Source organism: Thermococcus sp. 21S7, assembly GCF_012027615.1.
Classification (GTDB): domain Archaea; phylum Methanobacteriota_B; class Thermococci; order Thermococcales; family Thermococcaceae; genus Thermococcus.
The window spans coordinates 47,837-66,633 of the sequence record NZ_SNUT01000006.1; the positions used below are offsets into that span (position 1 = coordinate 47,837).

At 52.4% G+C, this 18,797-nt stretch carries 13 protein-coding genes; 5 read left to right on the forward strand and 8 right to left on the reverse strand.

Features of this window, described 5'->3' with window-relative positions; all coding sequences use genetic code 11:
• Positions 1–63: 63 nt before the first annotated feature.
• The 7 genes from nadC to guaB all read right to left on the reverse strand — a co-directional run bounded on the left by nadC (position 64) and on the right by guaB (position 9,682).
• Positions 64–897, reverse strand: coding sequence for a carboxylating nicotinate-nucleotide diphosphorylase (gene nadC, locus E3E51_RS10055; protein ID WP_167912985.1), 834 nt, complete (start codon positions 895–897; stop codon positions 64–66).
• The gene (locus E3E51_RS10060; protein ID WP_167912986.1) at positions 894–2,195 is read right to left on the reverse strand and encodes an ATP-binding protein; all 1,302 of its coding nucleotides are present in this window, start codon (positions 2,193–2,195) and stop codon (positions 894–896) included. Before E3E51_RS10060 ends, nadC begins: the two co-directional genes overlap by 4 nt.
• 85 nt (positions 2,196–2,280) lie before the next feature.
• Complete coding sequence (nadA, locus tag E3E51_RS10065) at positions 2,281–3,189, reverse strand: quinolinate synthase NadA (protein ID WP_167912987.1); 909 nt, start codon at positions 3,187–3,189, stop codon at positions 2,281–2,283.
• 42 nt (positions 3,190–3,231) lie between these two features.
• Positions 3,232–4,419: a TIGR00529 family membrane protein gene (locus tag E3E51_RS10070; protein ID WP_167913122.1), complete on the reverse strand. Its 1,188-nt coding sequence runs from the start codon at positions 4,417–4,419 to the stop codon at positions 3,232–3,234.
• Between the two features lie 48 nt (positions 4,420–4,467).
• Positions 4,468–5,868: an L-aspartate oxidase gene (locus tag E3E51_RS10075; RefSeq protein ID WP_167912988.1), complete on the reverse strand. Its 1,401-nt coding sequence runs from the start codon at positions 5,866–5,868 to the stop codon at positions 4,468–4,470.
• Between the two features lie 144 nt (positions 5,869–6,012).
• On the reverse strand, positions 6,013–7,725 hold the full coding sequence (locus E3E51_RS10080) for a M1 family metallopeptidase (protein ID WP_167912989.1): 1,713 nt from the start codon (positions 7,723–7,725) through the stop codon (positions 6,013–6,015).
• Between the two features lie 496 nt (positions 7,726–8,221).
• A complete protein-coding gene (guaB, locus tag E3E51_RS10085) occupies positions 8,222–9,682 on the reverse strand; it encodes an IMP dehydrogenase (protein ID WP_167912990.1) in 1,461 nt (486 codons plus the stop codon).
• A gap of 353 nt (positions 9,683–10,035) precedes the next feature.
• Between guaB and E3E51_RS10090 the strand changes: the two genes are divergently transcribed.
• On the forward strand, positions 10,036–10,239 hold the full coding sequence (locus E3E51_RS10090) for a hypothetical protein (RefSeq protein ID WP_240924316.1): 204 nt from the start codon (positions 10,036–10,038) through the stop codon (positions 10,237–10,239).
• A 31-nt stretch (positions 10,240–10,270) separates the two neighbouring features.
• Here the strand turns inward: E3E51_RS10090 and E3E51_RS10095 are convergent, their stop codons facing one another.
• Complete coding sequence (locus tag E3E51_RS10095) at positions 10,271–11,587, reverse strand: hypothetical protein (protein WP_167912991.1); 1,317 nt, start codon at positions 11,585–11,587, stop codon at positions 10,271–10,273.
• 389 nt (positions 11,588–11,976) lie between these two features.
• On the opposite strand from E3E51_RS10095, the gene gapN reads away from it, so the two are divergent.
• The 4 genes from gapN (at position 11,977) to E3E51_RS10115 (ending at position 18,794) form a co-directional block, all read left to right on the forward strand.
• Complete coding sequence (gapN, locus tag E3E51_RS10100) at positions 11,977–13,494, forward strand: NADP-dependent glyceraldehyde-3-phosphate dehydrogenase (protein ID WP_167912992.1); 1,518 nt, start codon at positions 11,977–11,979, stop codon at positions 13,492–13,494.
• A gap of 140 nt (positions 13,495–13,634) precedes the next feature.
• Positions 13,635–15,143, forward strand: a complete 1,509-nt coding sequence (locus tag E3E51_RS10105) for an aldehyde dehydrogenase family protein (protein ID WP_167912993.1) — start codon at positions 13,635–13,637, stop codon at positions 15,141–15,143.
• An 11-nt stretch (positions 15,144–15,154) separates the two neighbouring features.
• A complete protein-coding gene (gene pruA, locus E3E51_RS10110) occupies positions 15,155–16,750 on the forward strand; it encodes an L-glutamate gamma-semialdehyde dehydrogenase (protein WP_167912994.1) in 1,596 nt (531 codons plus the stop codon).
• Positions 16,751–16,823: 73 nt separating this feature from the next.
• A complete protein-coding gene (locus E3E51_RS10115; RefSeq protein WP_167913124.1) occupies positions 16,824–18,794 on the forward strand; it encodes an IGHMBP2 family helicase in 1,971 nt (656 codons plus the stop codon).
• Positions 18,795–18,797 lie beyond the last annotated feature (3 nt).

Genomic DNA, 18,797 nt, shown 5'->3' on the forward strand with positions numbered 1-18,797 from the left:
TAAACGCCCCGATGTTTCCGAAGAACCTTCGGCAGAAATGAATAAGACAAGAAGGAAATCCGCTCAGACCGCCCCAATTATCTCAAGGCTGACGTCGAAGTTCTTGACGGAGTGCGTGAGGTAGCCGAGGCTTATGACGTCGATGTCGAGCTTGGCGTACTCCTCGATGTTCTCCGGGGTTATCCCACCGGAGACCTCGATTTTCACCCTATCGCGAAGACCCTCGCGCTTTAGAGCCCCTATCGTCTCGGCTATCTCGGCCGGACTCATGTTGTCGAGCATCACAACGTCGGCCCCGGCTTTCGCCGCTTTGATGGCATCTTCAAGGCTCTCGACCTCGACCTCAACGACCTTGTAAACGCTGAAGGCCTTGGCGCGCCTTATGGCCTCCTCCAGCGGGACTAAGGCGAGGTGGTTGTCCTTTATGAGTACCGCATCGCTGAGGGCAAACCTGTGCGGCTCGCCGCCGCCGATGAGTATCGCCCTCTTGTCTATGGGCTTGAGGAGGGTCTTCCTAGTTCCTGCAACGCGAACCTTGGGATTCACGGCCTCAACCTTCTCGACAAGCCTTCTGACCTCGGTCGCTATGCCGCTCATCCTGCCCATTATGTTCAGTGCAGTCCTCTCGACGAGGAGTATGGAGCGTGCGTCCCCTTCAAGCTCCAGGATAACGTCTCCCCTCTTCACTCTCTCCCCGTCATGCATTCTGACCCCAACTTCAACCCCGAAGTGTTCGAACAGGGCTTTGGCCTCCTCAACGCCCGCGATAACGCCGTTTTGCTTGGCTATGATTACGGCTTTGGCCTTGGTTCCTTCAGGGATTACAGCCTCGCTCGTGACGTCACCGAAGGGAGCGTCCTCCTCAAGGAACTTGAGCAGATAGGAAATTGGCGTCATTCTCTTCCACCCCCCAGCAGGAACTTCCAGAGAGGAATGAGCCGAATCTTTTTCCCCTCCACATCAATGAGGTCATCCATGTCCCAGTTTATTACCGTTAGGTTTTCACAGTCGAACTTCTCTGAGGCGATCAGCAGTGCCGAGGCCTCCCGCTCAAACGTTGTGGATTCCTCGATAGAGTAGCTGACCTGTATGAGTTCCGAAACGTCATTTCCATCTTTCACCAAGAAATCAACCTCCCTCCCCCGCTCGTCCTTGAAGTAGTATAGCTCCTTCTCCTGCCTCCTGAGTTCGAGGAAGACCGCGTTCTCCATCAGCCTGCCGATGCTCTCTCCTGAACGGGGGGAGTAGGCGTTTATCAAACCGGTATCAACGACGTAAATCTTGGGAAGGCTCTTCTCAATCTCTTTCATGTTGTAGGAGAACTTCCTGAGCGGGAAGATCACGTAGGCCTCTTCAAAGTAGTCGAAGTAACTGTAGAGCGTGTTCCTGCTCACATCAATCCCCATTCCCCTCATGTATCTGGCCGTTTTGTTTATCGAAAACTCCTTGGCAAATGACGTCATGAGGAGCTTCAGGAACATCCTGATGGCCCTGAGGTTCTTCACGTTGTGCCTCTCAACAACGTCACGGTAGAGCATCACATCCACGTACTCTGAAAGCGTTTTCCTCTTGAGGAATGAATCTTCGAGGAGAACAACCTCCGGAAAGCCGCCAAACGCAAGGTACTCCTTCAGCATAGCCTTTACCCGTGCCTCCTCCCTTGTGGAGAGGTATTTACCCGGACTGAAGCCTTTGGCCAGCAGGAACTCCCTGAAGGAGAACGGAAACATCTCAAAGGTAAGCGTTCTTCCACGCAGTGCCGTTGCGATTTCCTTGCTCAGAAGTTTCGAGGAGGAGCCGGCCAGATAGACCTTGAAACCGTCCCTCTCAACGGCCCTCTTGACGAAGAGCTCCCAGTTGGGGACGTTTTGAATCTCGTCAAGGAAGAGATACTTCCTTTCGGCATCTGGGAAGAGCTCATAGAAAACCTTCACGAGGGTCGAAAGGTCATCGAGCGTCGGGGGGTATATCCTGTCATCGTCGAGAGGAAAGAAGACGGCCGCCTTGCCTGCCTTTCTCAGCTTGGAAAACTTTTGGAGGAGGTAGAAGGTCTTCCCAGTTCTCCTTGGGCCGATTATTGTTATGACCTTGTTTACACTGATCTCTTCGGGAACCCTCAGCTCGCGCTCAACACCCTCAACGCTGAGGTTGAGGTAGTCCATCAGAATTTGGGATATCGTTTCCTCACGGCTCATGTTAAATAAAGAGGTAAAAATCCTTAAAAAGTTTCCCTCCATACCTAGCAAAAATCCAGGAATCTTTCACTCTCAACTTGACAAGTTAGCTCATCTCCAGCATCCTCTCGATGGCCTTCCTGGCCTTCTGGGCTATCTCCTCCGGCACTTCAACCTCGTACTTCATGTCCCTAAGCGACTCGTATATGTGGTTGAGCGTTATGGCCTTCATTCCTATGCAGACGGCGTCCTCCTTGGCCGGGTGGAACTTGATATCGGGGTAGAGCTTCCCGAGCCGGTAGACCATCTCGTGCTCCGTGAAGACGACCCACTCGTTCCACTCCTTCGCGCGCCTTATCATTCCTCCCGTGGAGACTATTATGTCGGCCCTTTCCTGCACCTCCGGCTCACACTCGGGGTGAACCATCAGCTTGGCGTTGGGGTAGAGCTTCCTGGCACGTTCGACGTCCTCAAGGGTGAACTGTCTGTGAACGTAGCAGTGCCCGTACTCCGGCACGGGAATGACCTTCTTGCCGGTCTGTTTGGCCACGTAGTTCGCCAGATTCTTATCGGGCCCGAAGATTATGACATCGGAATCGAGCTTTTCAACTATTTTAACCGCGTTGGCTGAGGTCACCGTCACGTCGGCGTAGGCCTTGGTCTCGGCGGTGGTGTTCACGTAGAGAACCACCGGGGCGTCCGGATACTGCTCCTTGGCCCTGAGGATGTGCTCGACCTTCAGCATGTTGGCCATGGCGCAGGTGGCCCTTTTGCTCGGAAGCAGGACGGTCTTTTCGGGATTGAGGATCTTCGCGGTCTCGGCCATGAAGTCTACTCCCGCGAAGACTATGACGTCGGCATCAACGTTGACTGCCTTCCTCGCGAGCTCAAGGCTGTCGCCAAGGAAGTCGGCTATGTCCTGGATTTCAGGCAGCTGGTAGTTGTGGGCCATTATTATAGCGTTGCGCTCCTCCTTCAGGCGTTCAATCTCCCGCACGAGCTCCTCCATCTTCATGGTCTCACCTGTGGAATGCTATGTTCCAGGGTATAAAAGCTTTCAGAGAACGAGGGCTATGTAGGCAACGCCCCCAGCGAAGAGGAGCAGCGCCGGAGGAAGGAGCCGCAGGTAGACCCTCCTGAGTTCGGCCCCATAGTATTCGGCCGAGAACACGAAGCAGAGGTGCACGGGACTGAAGAGCATCCCCATGTAGCCGCTCAGGTAAGCGAGCGCCACCATGTTAAAGCCCGTAAAGAAGGGCAGGAGCAGGGGGAAGGTCATGCCCACGTAGGCGAAGCTTATGCCCGTCATAAGGCCAACGATGAACGGCGTCACCATGAGAACGAGGACGACCGGCAGGTTCATTGATATCATGGCGTTCGGAAGCGTCTCAACCGCCCCAGTAACCTGGAGCACGTATTTGAAGTACATCACCGCAACGAGAAGGAAGACTATCTTAGGCTGGAGGGCATAGGCGAGCACCTTCTTCACGTCCACCATTCCAAGGTTGGGGATGAGGGCTGCGATAAAGCCCAGGAAAGCGCCGTAGACCATGTCCAAGCCGAGAACTATGGAGGCGAGTATGATTATCAGTATTGGATAGGTGCTCTTCAGGAGAAGTCTGAGGCCGGTTTTGACGTCTCCCTCCCCGGAACCGGCATCCGGAAGCGGGCGGATGAGGAGGACGTAGCCGATGAGCGCCATAAGAATCGTCAGGGGGAACATCTTGGTGCTCATCTCCCGTATAGAGATTCCAACGAGGGCCGAAGCGATGACTATGGCCTGATACATCGGCCACGAGTGCTCCCATACGTGCCTGAACCAGTAGTTGACGAGGGTTTTGTCCTCAGCTTTCATCTCGAACTTCCCGGCGACCGGCTCTATCATGGGGGCCGAGACCAGTGCGCCCGCTGGCATCGGCATCAGCCCGATGAGGGCTGGAAGCATGGCCAGGGAGTACTTGGCCTTGGGAAAGAGGTTGCTCGCCGCCGTTTCCATGTCCTTCAGGTAGCCGATCTGGGAGAAGACAGAGGTCATGCCCATGATGAAGGCTATTATGAGCACCAGCCTTATCGTCTCCCACGAGGTGGCGGAGTGGTAAAGGGCCACAACGGCATCCCTGGGACTCATTCCAAACAGGAAGGCCAGCACTAGAGAACCGACGAATATTGAGACGCCAACGTTGATTTTAAGCCATATGAGGGCTATTACTACCGCGAAGGAGGCGATGAGGTAGAGCAGTTCCACTCGTTTCACCGGGCATGATAATGATTCGATGAGAATTTAAACCTTTGGTTAGAGCCTGCATCTTCCGTCGAAGAAGCTCGGTCTCTCGAAGGATTTGTTCATAGCCGGAAAGTCCTCGCGGTAGTGACTTCCCCGACTTTCTTCCCTCACGAGTGCGCACTCAAGGACTCCCCTCGCGAGCAGCTTTAACCTCGGGTCTGCCTCGATTCCCTCAAGCTCCCTGAGGCCCTCTTTAAGGGTCTTCGCGCTCCTAACGATTCCGGCGTGATTCCACAGGAGTCCCCTCAGCGAGTCAACGTCCCCGGCCTCGTAGCCGTGATATGCCGGCTCCTTCACGTCCCCCCGCCTCGGCTTATCCCTCGCGATTGTCCTAGCCACCTCAAGTCCGCTCACGATGCACTCAAGGAGGGAGTTGCTCGCTAATCTGTTCGCCCCGTGAAAACCGTTGCTCATGGCCTCTCCAACGGCGTAGAGGTTTTTGATTACCGTCCTGTACCAGAGGTCAACGGCTATTCCCCCCATCGTGTAGTGGGCTATCGGGGAGACGGGGATTAGGTCCTTTGACGGGTCTAGCCCATCGTTTCTCAGGAAGGCGTATATCTGGGGGAAGCGCCTCTTGAAGTCCTCTATGCAGGTCGCGTCAAGGAAGACCCTCTTACCGGCCTTCATCTGGTTGTATATCGCCCTCGCGACGATGTCCCTCGTGGAGAGTTCGTTAACGAAGCGCTCCCCGTCTTCCGTCACCAGCTTTGCCCCGGCACCGCGGACGGCCTCGCTGACGAGGAAAACGCCGCTCCTTCCGAGGTAACCAGTCGGATGGAACTGAACGAACTCCAAGTCCCTCGCTGGGGCACCCTTCATTATCGCGTCGCCAATGAGGAGGCCGGTGTTAGATTTTGAGCCCGCTGTAAACTTGAAAAGGCCAGAGAAACCGCCGGACGCTATAACAGTCGCGTCGAAGCGCAGGAATTCGCCCTTAATGAAAACACCGTAGGCTTCCCCCCGCTTCACGGCCAGCTCATCGACCCCTCCTTTGACGAAGTGAACCCCAAGCTCCCTGGCACGGAGGTGTAGGAGCTTTGTCACGTGCTTCCCGGTCTCGTTCTTAATCGTGAAAACCCTGGGGAAAGAGTGTCCCCCCTCGGTCTCGCTTGCCTCGAACTCCAGCCCCATCGAGAGGAGAAACTCGTAGGCCTCGCTCGCCTTGGACACAACGCTCCACACGGTCTCCTCATCGTTGAGGTACTTGCCGGCCCTGATAGTGTCTAGAACGTGAGCTTTAGGAGAATCACCGTCGAGAATGGGAAACGCTATCCCTGCCTGGGCAAGATAAGAGTTGCTATCTTTTATTCCCGGACCGATGACCGTCACGTCGAAGCCCCGTCTCGCCAGGGCTACGGCCGCCGTTAATCCCGCGGCACCGCTTCCAATGATTCCAACGCTGGTCATCTCACCACCGGAAGAAAAGAGGAGGGAAAGCTTAAACGCTTTTTGATTGGATTTTTGTCTCTTCTGTTCATTGGACACGAAACATCATAACATATGATTGCTGTGATGTAGCGTATAGCCAGCAACTGAGATAAAAAAAGAAGGTCATTCAATTTTTATTTTAATTCCGTTTACTGTGTAGTTCCGATTCTCGTTAACCATCCACTCGTTGGGGTCAAGGAGGATTGCTGTGGGCTTGCCTTCAAGTTCAAAGCTGACTTTAGCCCTGCCATCAACCCACACTTTTTTGATAGCTTTCTCCTTTGGTGTTATCACTTCAATTTCCAAGGGCATCGTGAAGTTGTTTTTGTCTATAATCTCGAAGCGTAGGAGGGATTTTCCATCCTTTTGTTCTATACTCAGGTTTTCAACCTCATACTCGGGAACTTTGGTAGTGTAAAACCACTCTTTAAAAAACCAGTCTAAGTTCTGATCTCTAACCCTTTCAAAAACCTCCTGAACATCCGTTAAATTGCATTTCCTACCATGGCACTCCCTTAAAATCTCCCTAATACCTTCAAAGAAAGTTTCATTACCAAGGACAAACTGCAGGGAGCGGAAGACGGAAGCGCCTCTGTAATATATCATTCCTTCCGCATGTGCGTTGGATATCTCCTCTTGGTAGACCCGCTCCAGGCTGTAAGCAGAATCAATTAAAGGGGAATGCTCAGTAAAATTGAGTAACTCAGGGAAGTCTGTGTAGGTCAGGGCAAGATAATTCGCAAGCGTTTCATCCATCCTGCCAAAAGACGCATAGTCGCCGAACCAGGAGTGAGCAATTTCATGAGCAAGAATTAGAGTTCCGTTTGTCTTAGGATTTATCAATATAACTCCACGCGGAAATTCAAACCCTCCCTTGGTACTCAGACTTTCCAGGTAAATGATTCTGAGATCAGAATACGGATAACCACCAAAGAGTTGAGAATAGTCCTCTAAAATTCCTGAAGCGATGAAAAGCACGTCTTTCCTCTGCTTTCCTACTTGGCATACGCCAAGTGATGCTCCCGAGGAGACATTATTAACGCACGAGAAATTACCGGCAATTATTATCGGGTTTCTCGAATTCTTCGAGTAATAAACAAAAACAGCCCTCTCATCTGCTGATTCTTCATGAATGTCCTCCCAGAATCCCTCTCCTTTTTCGTCTATCACAACTCCCATCCAACCCTGAGGAATCTCTAATCGTATTTGAGACTCATAGCTTTTGAAAACCCCAACCTCCCTTAATAACCACAGTGATGACAATACCAACTCGTTGCCGTCATACGTTGTCCTGAAAATGCTCCAGCCGTCTTTCATTTCTACGTAGCTGATAAAGGGCTCAAAACGTGTTAGGTTAGCGTGATATTCTATTGTTATGGCCCCAACGTTATTTTGTGATGTCTCCAAAACGAGTATCAAAATATCTGCCTGGGAAGTAGTAGCTATTGAGATATTCTTAATCCTTGCATTTTTTGCCGTGATGTTATCAAGAACAACCCCTTTAGGATAAACCAGGGATATCCTGCCAACATCACTTTCCTTGACGTTTCTTACCACCAAAATTTTTTCTCCATACAATTCCAAGTCTTTTTGAGAAGAAACCTCAATTTTGAGCTCTGTAAATGACTCAACATCAAGTTCAGACACATTACTTTGAACTAAATATGTGATTTCATGAAAAGAAACATTTACTTCAGGGATATCACTCCCCCGAATTACCTGGAACTTTTCTGAACGAGAACTGTTATGAGTACTCCAATTCTCAAAAATCGATACAATAAATATCACGACAACGCAAGTCAAAAACAAAATCGCAAACATTTTCATCAGTTTCATACACATTTACTTCCAATGGAACCCTTAAATAGGTATTCCCTCAAATAAAACGCAACTACCGCATTACCTTTTTCTTTTGAAAGCTTTGTCCTTTGGGGTGGGGATGCAGTGAACAAGCCAATGGGCATTGGAGGGTTGACGCCGTAAGGCGTCCTTTTGAGAACTGCCCGTTGGGCAGTTTGAAACCCTGAATGGTGGCCTCTGAAACCATAACCCCAATCCGCTCTGCGGTAGGGGTAACGGGCCCGAGACCGGGCCCGCGGGCTGAACCGAAACTGGCGACGGGAGTAAGTAATGGGCCCGCAAACCAAACCGCCCAATGGCGAGGGGGTTAACCCATTGGAACCCTCGCCTTGGCTGGGAGGATGTCAGATAAAGGAAGCCAAGATTTGTTATTCAACAAAGGCAAAATTGCCACGCCAACCAAGTAACTCCCAAAGAAGTGTTCATGCACTTCTGTAAAGAATAGACAAGAGAAACAGGAGATATCTGGGAATCACTTCCCGAGCGGATAGTTCGGGGCCTCGTTTGTTATGAGTATGTCGTGCGGGTGGCTCTCCTTGACGCCGGCCTGGGTTATAATCACGAACTCGCCCTTCTCCTTGAGTTCGGCTATGCTTGAAGCCCCGACGTAGCCCATTCCTGAGCGGAGACCTCCAACGAGCTGGTAGAGGACGTCGCTCACGCTTCCCTTGTAGGGGACGACTCCCTCAACTCCCTCCGGGACGAACTTCTTGGTCTTCATGTGGCCCTTCTGGTAGTAGCGCTCCGCTCCTCCCTTCATCATGGCACCGAGGGAACCCATGCCGCGGTACTGCTTGTACCTCCTGCCGTTGATGACGACCTCCTTGCCCGGTGCCTCCTTCGTTCCGGCCAGGAGGGAGCCGAGCATGACAGCGTCAGCTCCAGCGGCGATGGCCTTGACGATGTCGCCGGAGTAGCGGATTCCGCCGTCGGCTATGACGTGAAGCCCATACTCCTGGGCCCTGTCTGCCACGAGGGCTATGGCGGTTACCTGTGGAACTCCAACGCCAGCCACGACGCGGGTTGTGCATATGCTCCCGGGCCCTATTCCGACCTTCACCGCGTCGGCGAAGGTGAGGTCGTCAACCGCTTTTGGATTGGCGATGTTTCCAACGATTAAATCGGCATCGACGGCTTTCCTTATCTCCTTCATGGCCCTTATGGCCTTGAGGTTGTGGGCGTGGGCCGTGTCAACGACGATTACATCGGCGCCCGCCCTGTCGAGGGCCTTGGCGCGCTCGATGTCGAAGGGACCCACCGCCGCAGCCACTATCAGGTCACCGTTTTCATCCCTCACGGCGTTCCTGTACTTCTTCCTCATCATGAGGTCGCTCATCGTGATTATTCCCACGAGGCGGCCGTTCTCATCGACCACCGGGAGGCGGGCTATCCGGTTGGCCACCATCACATCAAGGGCTTCCTCGACCGAGACGTCCTCGCCGACTGTTATGACCTCGCCCGTCATGACCTCCCTCACAAGGCTGCCCTCTTTGGCCGCTATGTCCTTCTTGGTAACGATGCCGACTATTCTGCCGTCCTCACCAACGACCGGAAGGCCGTCGATGTCGTTTCTCTCCATGAGGAAGAGCGCGTAGTCGAGGGTTTCATCGGGGCCTATGGTGATGACGTCCTCGACTATGAAGCGCTCGGCGCGCTTGACTTTCCTCACCATCTCGGCCTGCTCCGCAACGCTCATGTTCCTGTGGATGACCCCCAGGCCGCCCTCCCTGGCCATCGCAACGGCCATCTCCCACTCGGTAACGGTGTCCATCGCCGCGCTGAGGATTGGAATGTTCAGCCTGACGTTTGGAGTTATCTTTGTCGAGACGTCAACGTCCTTGGGCTCGACTTCGGTCGCCTGCGGTATCAGAAGAACGTCGTCAAAGGTGTATCCCTTAATAGCATTAACAAGTTTGTGTTCAAATTTTCCCATCTTTGCCTGACCCCCACGTCCTTTTTAACATGAACCTGGCAGGGGTTTTTAAGGGTTCCGCCCCGGAGGGCATCACCGGACCGCCGTATTGACGAGATGACACCTAATGAACGATAAATTGGATATATGTCCAGACATCGGCCCGAATTTTTGCCTTTTTTGACAGATGGCCAAAGGTTCGGCCAAAAAGTACAAATACTTCCGAACACTCCTAGAATCGGTGATTACCATGAGGAGGGAGTACCAAACCCATCCATAGGGCCAAAGTTAGGAGCTTTGGTTTTGAGGAGCTGCTGGGTGAAATCCTGAAGGAGGGTCTCTTCTGGGCGGCCCTCGGTCGGCCGTCGGAGGTCATGCCGTTTCTGAGGGGGAAGCTTTTGGGCAACGGCATCGGCGTGGACAGAATGCGCAGGGAGTACTTGGAGTACCTGCTCGACGACCTGGAAAGGTTCTACAAGAGGGTCTCATGGAGCGACGAGATTGACGAGCGGCACTGGAAGGCGTTGAAGTCATTCCACAGGGACATAGTCTCGGTGATTTCTTCTGGGAGGGCTTAGCTTTTTAACCCCTCTTCCACCTGCTCCCAGGTTATTGCCTTCTCATTTTCACCAACCACCCGATAAGGAGCAGTGAGAAGACCGCCACGAGCAGGCTTAACCAGATGTTTTCTGTTTGGTTCTCTGGTAGCTTGATTGTTTTAACGTCATTCCCGTTGAAGTAGGCTAACTCTTTCCCGTTCGAGAGCAGACAGCCGTTGCCGCAATCGGCAAGGGTAACGTTAAAGGGGAGTTTGAAGGTGTTCCCACCATAAAGCAACAGGGTGCCGTTAATCGTGACGTTCTTGCCGTTTAGCTTCAGTGGAGCTTTGATGACTTGCCTCCCCTCAAAAACAATCTGGGGATAATTTCGCCGACAGGTGGCCATGACGTTGGTCTCGTTGCTCATTTTGACAACGCCCCTGGAGACGAGGAAATAGGATAGGGTTTTAGCCTTGTCATAAAATCCTCTCGAAGAGCTAAATAGTCTCCAGTACCTGTACTTTCTCACGACCCAGTTTCCATTGTAGCTCCCCAAAAGTTCGAGGGAAACGTTCTCGTCTAAAGGAATTGAGTCCAGAGGAATGATTTTGTAATCGCCGGTGGTGTTTACGATCGCCAGGTAGAACTTCAACGTTGATACGTAGGGCAGTCCCATCCAGCTACCCAGCAGGGTTGCAAAATGGGTGCCGTTGAAGCACGCCTCTGACCACTTTGCAGAGAGGTTCCCGAACGTGATGTTTTTAACCCGGATTTCCCCGTTGGAGAGGGTTACGAGGCGGAGGCTTGTTAGCCCTGTGCGAAAATCCGTGTAGCCGAGGAGATAGCCGTGTGGGACGACCTGGAGGTTGTCCGCGTAGCGTTTTGAATGGAAGAGAACCGTGGACCAGCCTCGGTCTTCGCCCGGAAGCTTAAGGATTGAGCCGTTGACTATTGCGTACCAATCGTAGCCGGCCATCTGACAAGCGTCCCACGGCTGAAAGAGGAGGTAAAACTCACCGTTCCAGTAAATGTAGAGATCGTCTCCACAGTCCGTTACCCCGTTGAAGTCTCCTAAATGATGGAGCTCGCCGTCATAAACGTATAGCTGAACGTCTGGCGCGGAATATATGTCCGACAAATTTCGATACATGAGGACTCTCTTTCCGTTGGAGTGTATGAACGTGAGGTTCAGAAAAGTTGCATTTAAGAGCTTAAACCCTCTGCCCGGTTCGAAGAGCCAGAGCTGAGTTGTGTTGTTGGTGAAGCGAGTGAGAATTAGAAAACCGTCCTGATAGTGGGCCATTCCAGTAATTCCGAGGGGACTGGCTACGGTGTGAGGGGAAAGCAGAAGAATTAAAAAGAAAAGTATGTAAATACGTTTCTTCATTACCTCACCATCCCCGACAGTTGATTCCCCTTGGTATCATATTCTATTCGACATCATTCAATAGATTTTCGTTGAAAACTTTTTGTGGTAGTATATAAACTTTTTCAGCCAGAACATCATGTTGCCAAGCATCTTAAGAGTTAAACACAGGTTAGCTTTTTAACCCCTCTTCCCTACTCCTTCAGGGATGATGAGGGAAGTTTCGTCCGAGCGGTGAGGAAACTCGCATGGGCTGACTGCCTCTTCTGTTCTCCCACATTTTCCTTTTGGAACCCTATCCTCCCGGGAGGTTGGTGTCCATGAAAACAGTTTCATTTAAAGTAATCCCATTTGTTTACGCAAAATGTTTAAATATTCCCTCAATCATGTATCCCTTCGGGTGATATATTATGCTCGAACTGAAGCACGAAATCTTCAAGGATATATTCCGGGTTGGGGACGATGGAGTGGTGGAGTTCGCCACGTATTCAGCTGGAAGGTGGGTCTTTGGGGAGAGCTTCATCGAGGTCAGAAGTCCGATAAACAATGAAGTCATCGCAAGGGTTTCAAAACTGAACGGGGAACAGCTTGATGAGGCCATTGATGCAGTCCATACAAAAGGAAGGGAGGCCATAAGAAACTTTCCCGGAGAAAAAAGGATAAGGGCGTTTTTAAAGGCTGCCCAGCTCATGAGAGAGGCATTCGACGATTTCACCAAGGTGTTAATGCTCGACGCTGGAAAGCCCCTGAGCAATGCCAAGGGTGAGGTCACGGCAACAATCGAACGTCTGGAAAAGACAACGATGGAGTCAAGGAGACTTCTAGGAGACTACATTCCCGGAGACTGGAGTGAAGAGACACTTGAAAGCGAAGGAATTGTAAAGAGGGAACCCTATGGGGTGGTCCTAGCCATAAGTCCGTACAATTATCCTCTCTTCATATCCGCCGCAAAAGTTATTCCAGCACTGCTCAGCGGAAATGCCGTTCTGCTTAAGCCCGCATCACTCGACCCGATTGCACCGCTCTTATTCATAAGGGTTCTCGAACTCTCCGGGCTTCCAAGAGAGAGCTTTGCACTTCTGACCATAGCCGGCAGAGACATGGACAGGATAGTGGCAAACAAGAGGATTAGGGCGATAACATTCACGGGAAGCACTGAGGTTGGAGAGCACCTTCTCAAAACCGGGGGAATAAAGGCATACCACATGGAGCTCGGCGGAAAAGACCCAGCGATAGTTCTGGATGACGCGGACCTCAAAACAGCCGTAGAAAAACTCATCAAGGGAATGGTAAGCTACTCCGGGCAGAGATGCGACGCCATAAGGATGGTCTTTGCAGAGGAAGAGATATACGAGAATCTCAAGGACATGCTCGCGGAGAGGCTCAAGGGAATCGACCCCAAAAATCCGCTCGAAGATGAAAACGCCATGATGGGGCCGCTGATCGATGAGAAAAGTGCAGCGACAATTGAAGAGCTCTATCGGGATGCCGTTGAAAAAGGCGCAAAGCCTCTGACAGAATTCAAGCGCAGAGGAAACTACGTGTGGCCGGTTCTCCTTGAGGTCACAAAGGAGACACTTCCCAAGCTGAGGGCATTCCAAGAGGACGTGTTCGGCCCGCTGACGCTTTTAGTCAAGGTCAAAAATGAAGACGAAGCCGTCGAGCTGGCGAATTCCTCCCGCTTTGGCCTTGATGCGGCAGTCTTCAGCACAAATGATGCCAGAGCAAGGAAAGTCGCAAGAAGGCTTGAAGTTGGGGCAGTATTCATAAACGAGTTTCCGAGACACGGCATCGGATACTATCCATTTGGAGGGATGAAAGACAGCGGAATCGGAAGGGAAGGAATAGGTTACTCCATTGAACAGTTTACCACAACAAAAACAATAGTCAGGAACTACAGGGAGTACGGGGTGTGGGAGTACATCTGACCTTTTCAGGAGTTCTCTCTTTTCAGATATTTTTGTAGTAGTCAAGCACTTCTGTTTAACTTAAGTGCTTTTGTTTACACAAAATGTTTAAATTCCTCGCGGGGATAGTTATATCGAGCAGAGGCCCAGGGGGTGACCCGATGCCCAAGGATGTATTAGAGGAATTGGAACTGTCAGAGGTCAATTCTGGAGTCTTCTACGGGGAATGGATGCCCACCGATGGGAGGGAGTTAATATCCTCTCATTCCCCCATAGATGGAAAAGAGATTGCAAAGGTCGCAATCGCAGGGATAGAGGACTATGAAGCTGTTATCAAAAAGGCGCAGGAATCGTTTTGTGTCTGGAGCGAAATTCCCGCACCGGAGAGGGGACAGATCATCAGGGAGATTGGAGACGAACTGAGGCAAAAGAAGGAAGCACTGGCAAGACTGGTTACCCTTGAGGTCGGAAAGATACTGACCGAAGGCAGGGGAGAAGTCCAGGAGATGATAGACATCGCGGACTTTGCAGTCGGTCTTTCGCGGCAACTCTATGGGCTTACGATCGCAAGCGAGAGGAAAGACCACTTTCTCTGCGAGAGGTGGCATCCCCTCGGCCCGATAGGTGTTATTACAGCCTTTAACTTCCCCTGTGCGGTGTGGTCGTGGAACGCGTTCATAGCGGCCGCAGTCGGCGATGTGGTTGTGTGGAAGCCATCAACGAAGGCCCCTCTGACCGCAATAGCAACCACCAAAATCGTCAACAGCGTCCTTGAGCGCCACGGCCTTCCGCCGATATTCTTCCTTGTAACCGGCAGAGGTTCTACCGTCGGCAACTGGATGGCGGAAGACAAGAGGCTGCCGCTGATATCTTTCACCGGCTCGACCGCAACAGGGAGAAAGGTGTATGAGAAGGTCGCAAAGCGCATTGGAAGGGCAATACTCGAACTCGGCGGGAACAACGCAGCTATAGTCAGCGATAAGGCGGACATGAGGATTGCGCTCAAGGGAGTCGCTTTTGGAGCCCTCGCAACTGCCGGACAGAGATGTACAACAACCCGCCGCTTAATTCTGCATGAAAGAATCTACGGCGAGTTCCTGGACAAGCTGATAAAAGTGTACAAGGGCGTGAAAATCGGCAATCCATTCGAGCCGGATACGCTGATTGGGCCTCTAATAGACGAAGAGGCCGTTAAGAAGTACGAGGAGGCCGTAGAGAGAGCAGTTGCAGAGGGAGGCAGGATTCTCTATGGCGGAAAGAGACTGGAGGGCTGCTACGTTATGCCCACGATAATCGAAGCGCACCCGGATATGGAGGTAGTGAGGGAAGAAACATTCGCTCCAATACTCTATGTCTTCAAGTACTCCACCATCGAGGAGGCCCTTGAACTCAACAACTCGGTTCCACAGGGTCTCTCTTCTGCAATATTCACGAACGACCTGAGGGAAGCGGAGTACTTCCTAGCCCATTCCGACTGCGGCATAGCCAACGTAAACACGAGCACCGCTGGAGCGGAGATAGGCGGAGCGTTCGGAGGGGAAAAAGACACCGGGGTCGGAAGAGAGGCGGGAAGTGACGCGTGGAAGTTCTACGCAAGGAGGCAGACTGCAACTGTGAATTACAGTGAGGACCTCCCTCTTGCACAGGGGGTTAAATTTGATATTGAATGAGGTGGCGAGGTATGATATGGGCAGTTGAGAAGCCGAAAAATGAGATGGACAGCATACTGAGCTACTCCAGCGGAACAAAGGAAAGGGAGGAGCTTCTGAGAGAAATCGAAAGGATCAAGAAAACGACCGAAGAAATTCCCCTGATCATCGGAGGGAGGAAGGTAAAAACCGGGGAGGTTATAGAGATAAGGGCCCCACACGACCATGATGTTGTGCTCGCAAAAGCTCACTTGGCTGGAGAGGATGAGCTGAAAGAGGCAATAGAATGTGCCCTTTCAGCATGGGAGGATTGGTCCGAGCTGGACTGGTACCACAGGGTTGCAATATTCCGTAAGGCTGCAGATCTGCTTGCCGGAAAGTACAGGAAAAGAAACATTGCAGCGATAATGATGAACCTCTCAAAGAACCCCTACGAGGCAGAGATCGACCTGGCAGAGCTTGTCGATTTCTGGAGGTTCAACCCCTACTACATCAGATTTATCTACGAGCAACAGCCGGACCAGGCGCCAGGGGAGATGAACAGAACCGACTGGCGTCCCCTAGAGGGATTCATACTCGCAGTTACACCCTTCAACTTCTACTCCATTGGAGGAAACCTGCCAACTGCACCGGCGATGGTTGGAAACGTCGCCCTCTGGAAGCCTTCCCGCTCTGTGATATTCGCAAACTTTGAAATAATGAAGATACTCATGGAGGCGGGACTCCCAGATGGCGTTATAAACTTCGTACCGTTTCCAAGCAAATGGTCCGACGTTGTTCTAAGCCACCCCGACTTCGCTGGACTTCACTTCACAGGAAGCTATGAAACCCTCGTCAAACTCTGGAGGAAAATAAGCGAAAACATCACCAGATACAAGAACATCCCGAGGATCGTGGGCGAAACTGGGGGGAAGGACTTCGTATTCGTCCACAGCTCCGCGGACGTGAAAGCAGTTGTGACGAACATAATCCGTGGCGGCTTCGGTTATCAGGGTCAGAAGTGCTCAGCCGTTTCAAGGGTTTACGTTCCGAAGAGTCTGTGGCCGGCCATTAGGGAGGGCCTCCTTGCGGAGCTGCCCAGAATCAAGTACGGCCCCGTTGATGATCTGAGCAACTACATGGGTGCGGTCATAGATGAGGGGGCATTTAAGAAAATCGTGTCGTACATAGAGTACGCCAAAGCACATCCCGAGGAGTATGAGATTATCTACGGAGGCCACTACGACTCGGGCAAGGGCTGGTTCATCGAGCCGACGGTTATCCTCACGGGGAATCCAAAAGGAAAGCTTATGACCGAGGAAATATTCGGGCCCGTTGTGACGGTCTATGTCTACGACGACGACAAATACGAAGAGACACTCCGCCTGTGCAGCGAAACCTCACCGTACGGCCTCACAGGCTCAATCTTCGCCAGGGACAGGTATGCAATAGTGAAGGCCGAAAAGATGCTCAGATACGCGGCAGGGAATTTCTACATAAACGATAAGCCTACCGGGGCAATCGTTGGCAGACAGCCCTTCGGCGGTTCGAGATGGAGCGGAACCAACGACAAAGCCGGTTCATGGCTCAACCTGCTCAGGTGGCTCAATCCCAGAACTATAAAGGAAACACTTGCTCCCAAGAAGTGACAGAACAGATTTCTCATTTCCTTTTTGACCCAACTTTTTAAACTCCCTTTCTCCTCCCAGATTGGGGAAGAGAATGGAGCCTGAAAGATTTATTGCCCGCCTTAAGGTACTCGTTGAGATGGAGCGTAAGGCCGAGATAGAGGCCATGCGCCTAGAGATGAAAAGGCTGAGCGGACGCGAGAGGGAGAAAGTCGGGAGGGCCGTTCTGGGACTCAACGGAAAGGTCGTTGGGGAGGAGCTGGGATATTTTCTGGTGAAATACGGCCGAGATCGAGAGATAAAAACGGAGATAAGTGTTGGCGACCTCATCGTTGTGAGCAGGCGAGACCCGCTGAAGAGCGACCTGGTTGGAACGGTCGTCGAGAAGGGGAAGCGCTTCATAACGGTCGCCCTTGAAACCGTCCCGGAGTGGGCTTTGAAGGGAGTCCGCATCGACCTGTACGCCAACGACATAACCTTCAAGCGCTGGCTTGAGAACCTCGACAACCTTCGAGAGAGTGGGAGAAACGCCTTAGAGCTCTACCTCGGTTTGAGAGAGCCGGAGGAGGGCGAAGAAGTCGAGTTCGCGCCCTTTGACAAGAGCTTGAACGCGAGCCAGAAGAGGGCGGTTGCCAAAGCCCTCGGAAGCCCGGACTTCTTCCTGATTCACGGCCCGTTCGGAACCGGCAAGACGAGGACTCTCGCCGAGCTGATACGGCAGGAGGTGGAGAGGGGCAACAAGGTTCTGGCAACGGCCGAAAGCAACGTGGCAGTCGATAACCTCGTCGAGCGCCTGGTTAATTCCGGCCTGAAGGTCGTCCGCGTCGGCCACCCGAGCAGAGTCTCAAAGAGCCTCCACGAGACGACCTTAGCTTACCTCATAACCCAGCACGAGCTCTACGGCGAGCTGAGGGAGTTGAGGGTTATCGGCCAGAATCTAGCGGAAAAGCGCGACACGTTCACCAAACCATCGCCGAAGTACAGGCGCGGACTGAGCGACAAGGAGATACTCAGGCTGGCCTCGAAGGGCATCGGGACGAGGGGTGTTCCGGCAAGGCTGATCCGGGAGATGGCGGAGTGGATCAAGATCAACCGGCAGGTCCAGAAGACCTTCGACGATGCCAGGAAGCTTGAGGAGAGAATCGCAAGGGATATAATCAGGGAGGCGGACGTTGTTTTAACGACGAACTCCTCCGCGGGCCTCGATGTCGTTGACTACGGTTCCTACGACGTGGCGATAATAGACGAGGCCACTCAGGCGACTATACCGAGCGTCCTCATACCCATAAACAGGGCGAGGCGGTTCGTTTTGGCCGGAGACCACAAGCAACTGCCCCCGACGATACTCAGCGAGAAGGCGAAGGAGCTTAGCAAGACGCTCTTCGAGGGCCTGATTGAGCGCTATCCCGGGAAGAGCGAGATGCTCACAGTCCAGTACAGAATGAACGAAAGACTCATGGAGTTCCCGAGCAGGGAGTTCTACAACGGTAGAATAGAGGCGGACGAGAGCATCAAGGGGATAACCCTCGCCGACCTCGGGGTTAAAAGCCCCGCGCGCGATGGTTCGTGGGACGAAGTCCTCAGGCCGGAGAACGTCCTGGTCTTCGTGGACACCTCTGGAAGGGAAGACCGCTTCGAGAGGCAGCGCTATGGGAGCGAGAGCAGGGAGAACCCGCTTGAGGCGAGGCTGGTTAAGGAAACAGCTGAGGGACTTCTGGAGCTCGGCCTCAGGCCGGAGTGGATTGGAGTGATTACCCCCTACGACGACCAGCGCGACCTTATACGCTCGTTCCTGCCTGAGGAGGTCGAGGTGAAGACGGTCGACGGCTACCAAGGGCGGGAGAAGGAGGTAATCGTCCTGTCCTTCGTCCGCTCCAACGGGAAGGGCGAGCTTGGTTTCTTAAAGGATTTGAGAAGGTTAAACGTCTCGCTGACGAGGGCCAAGAGGAAGCTGATTTTGATAGGCGATTCCTCGACTTTGAGTGCCCATCCAACTTATAAACGGCTGGTGGAGTTTGTGGATGAGAGGGAGACTGTGGTCGATGCCGGAAAGCTGGAGGTGTGAGTG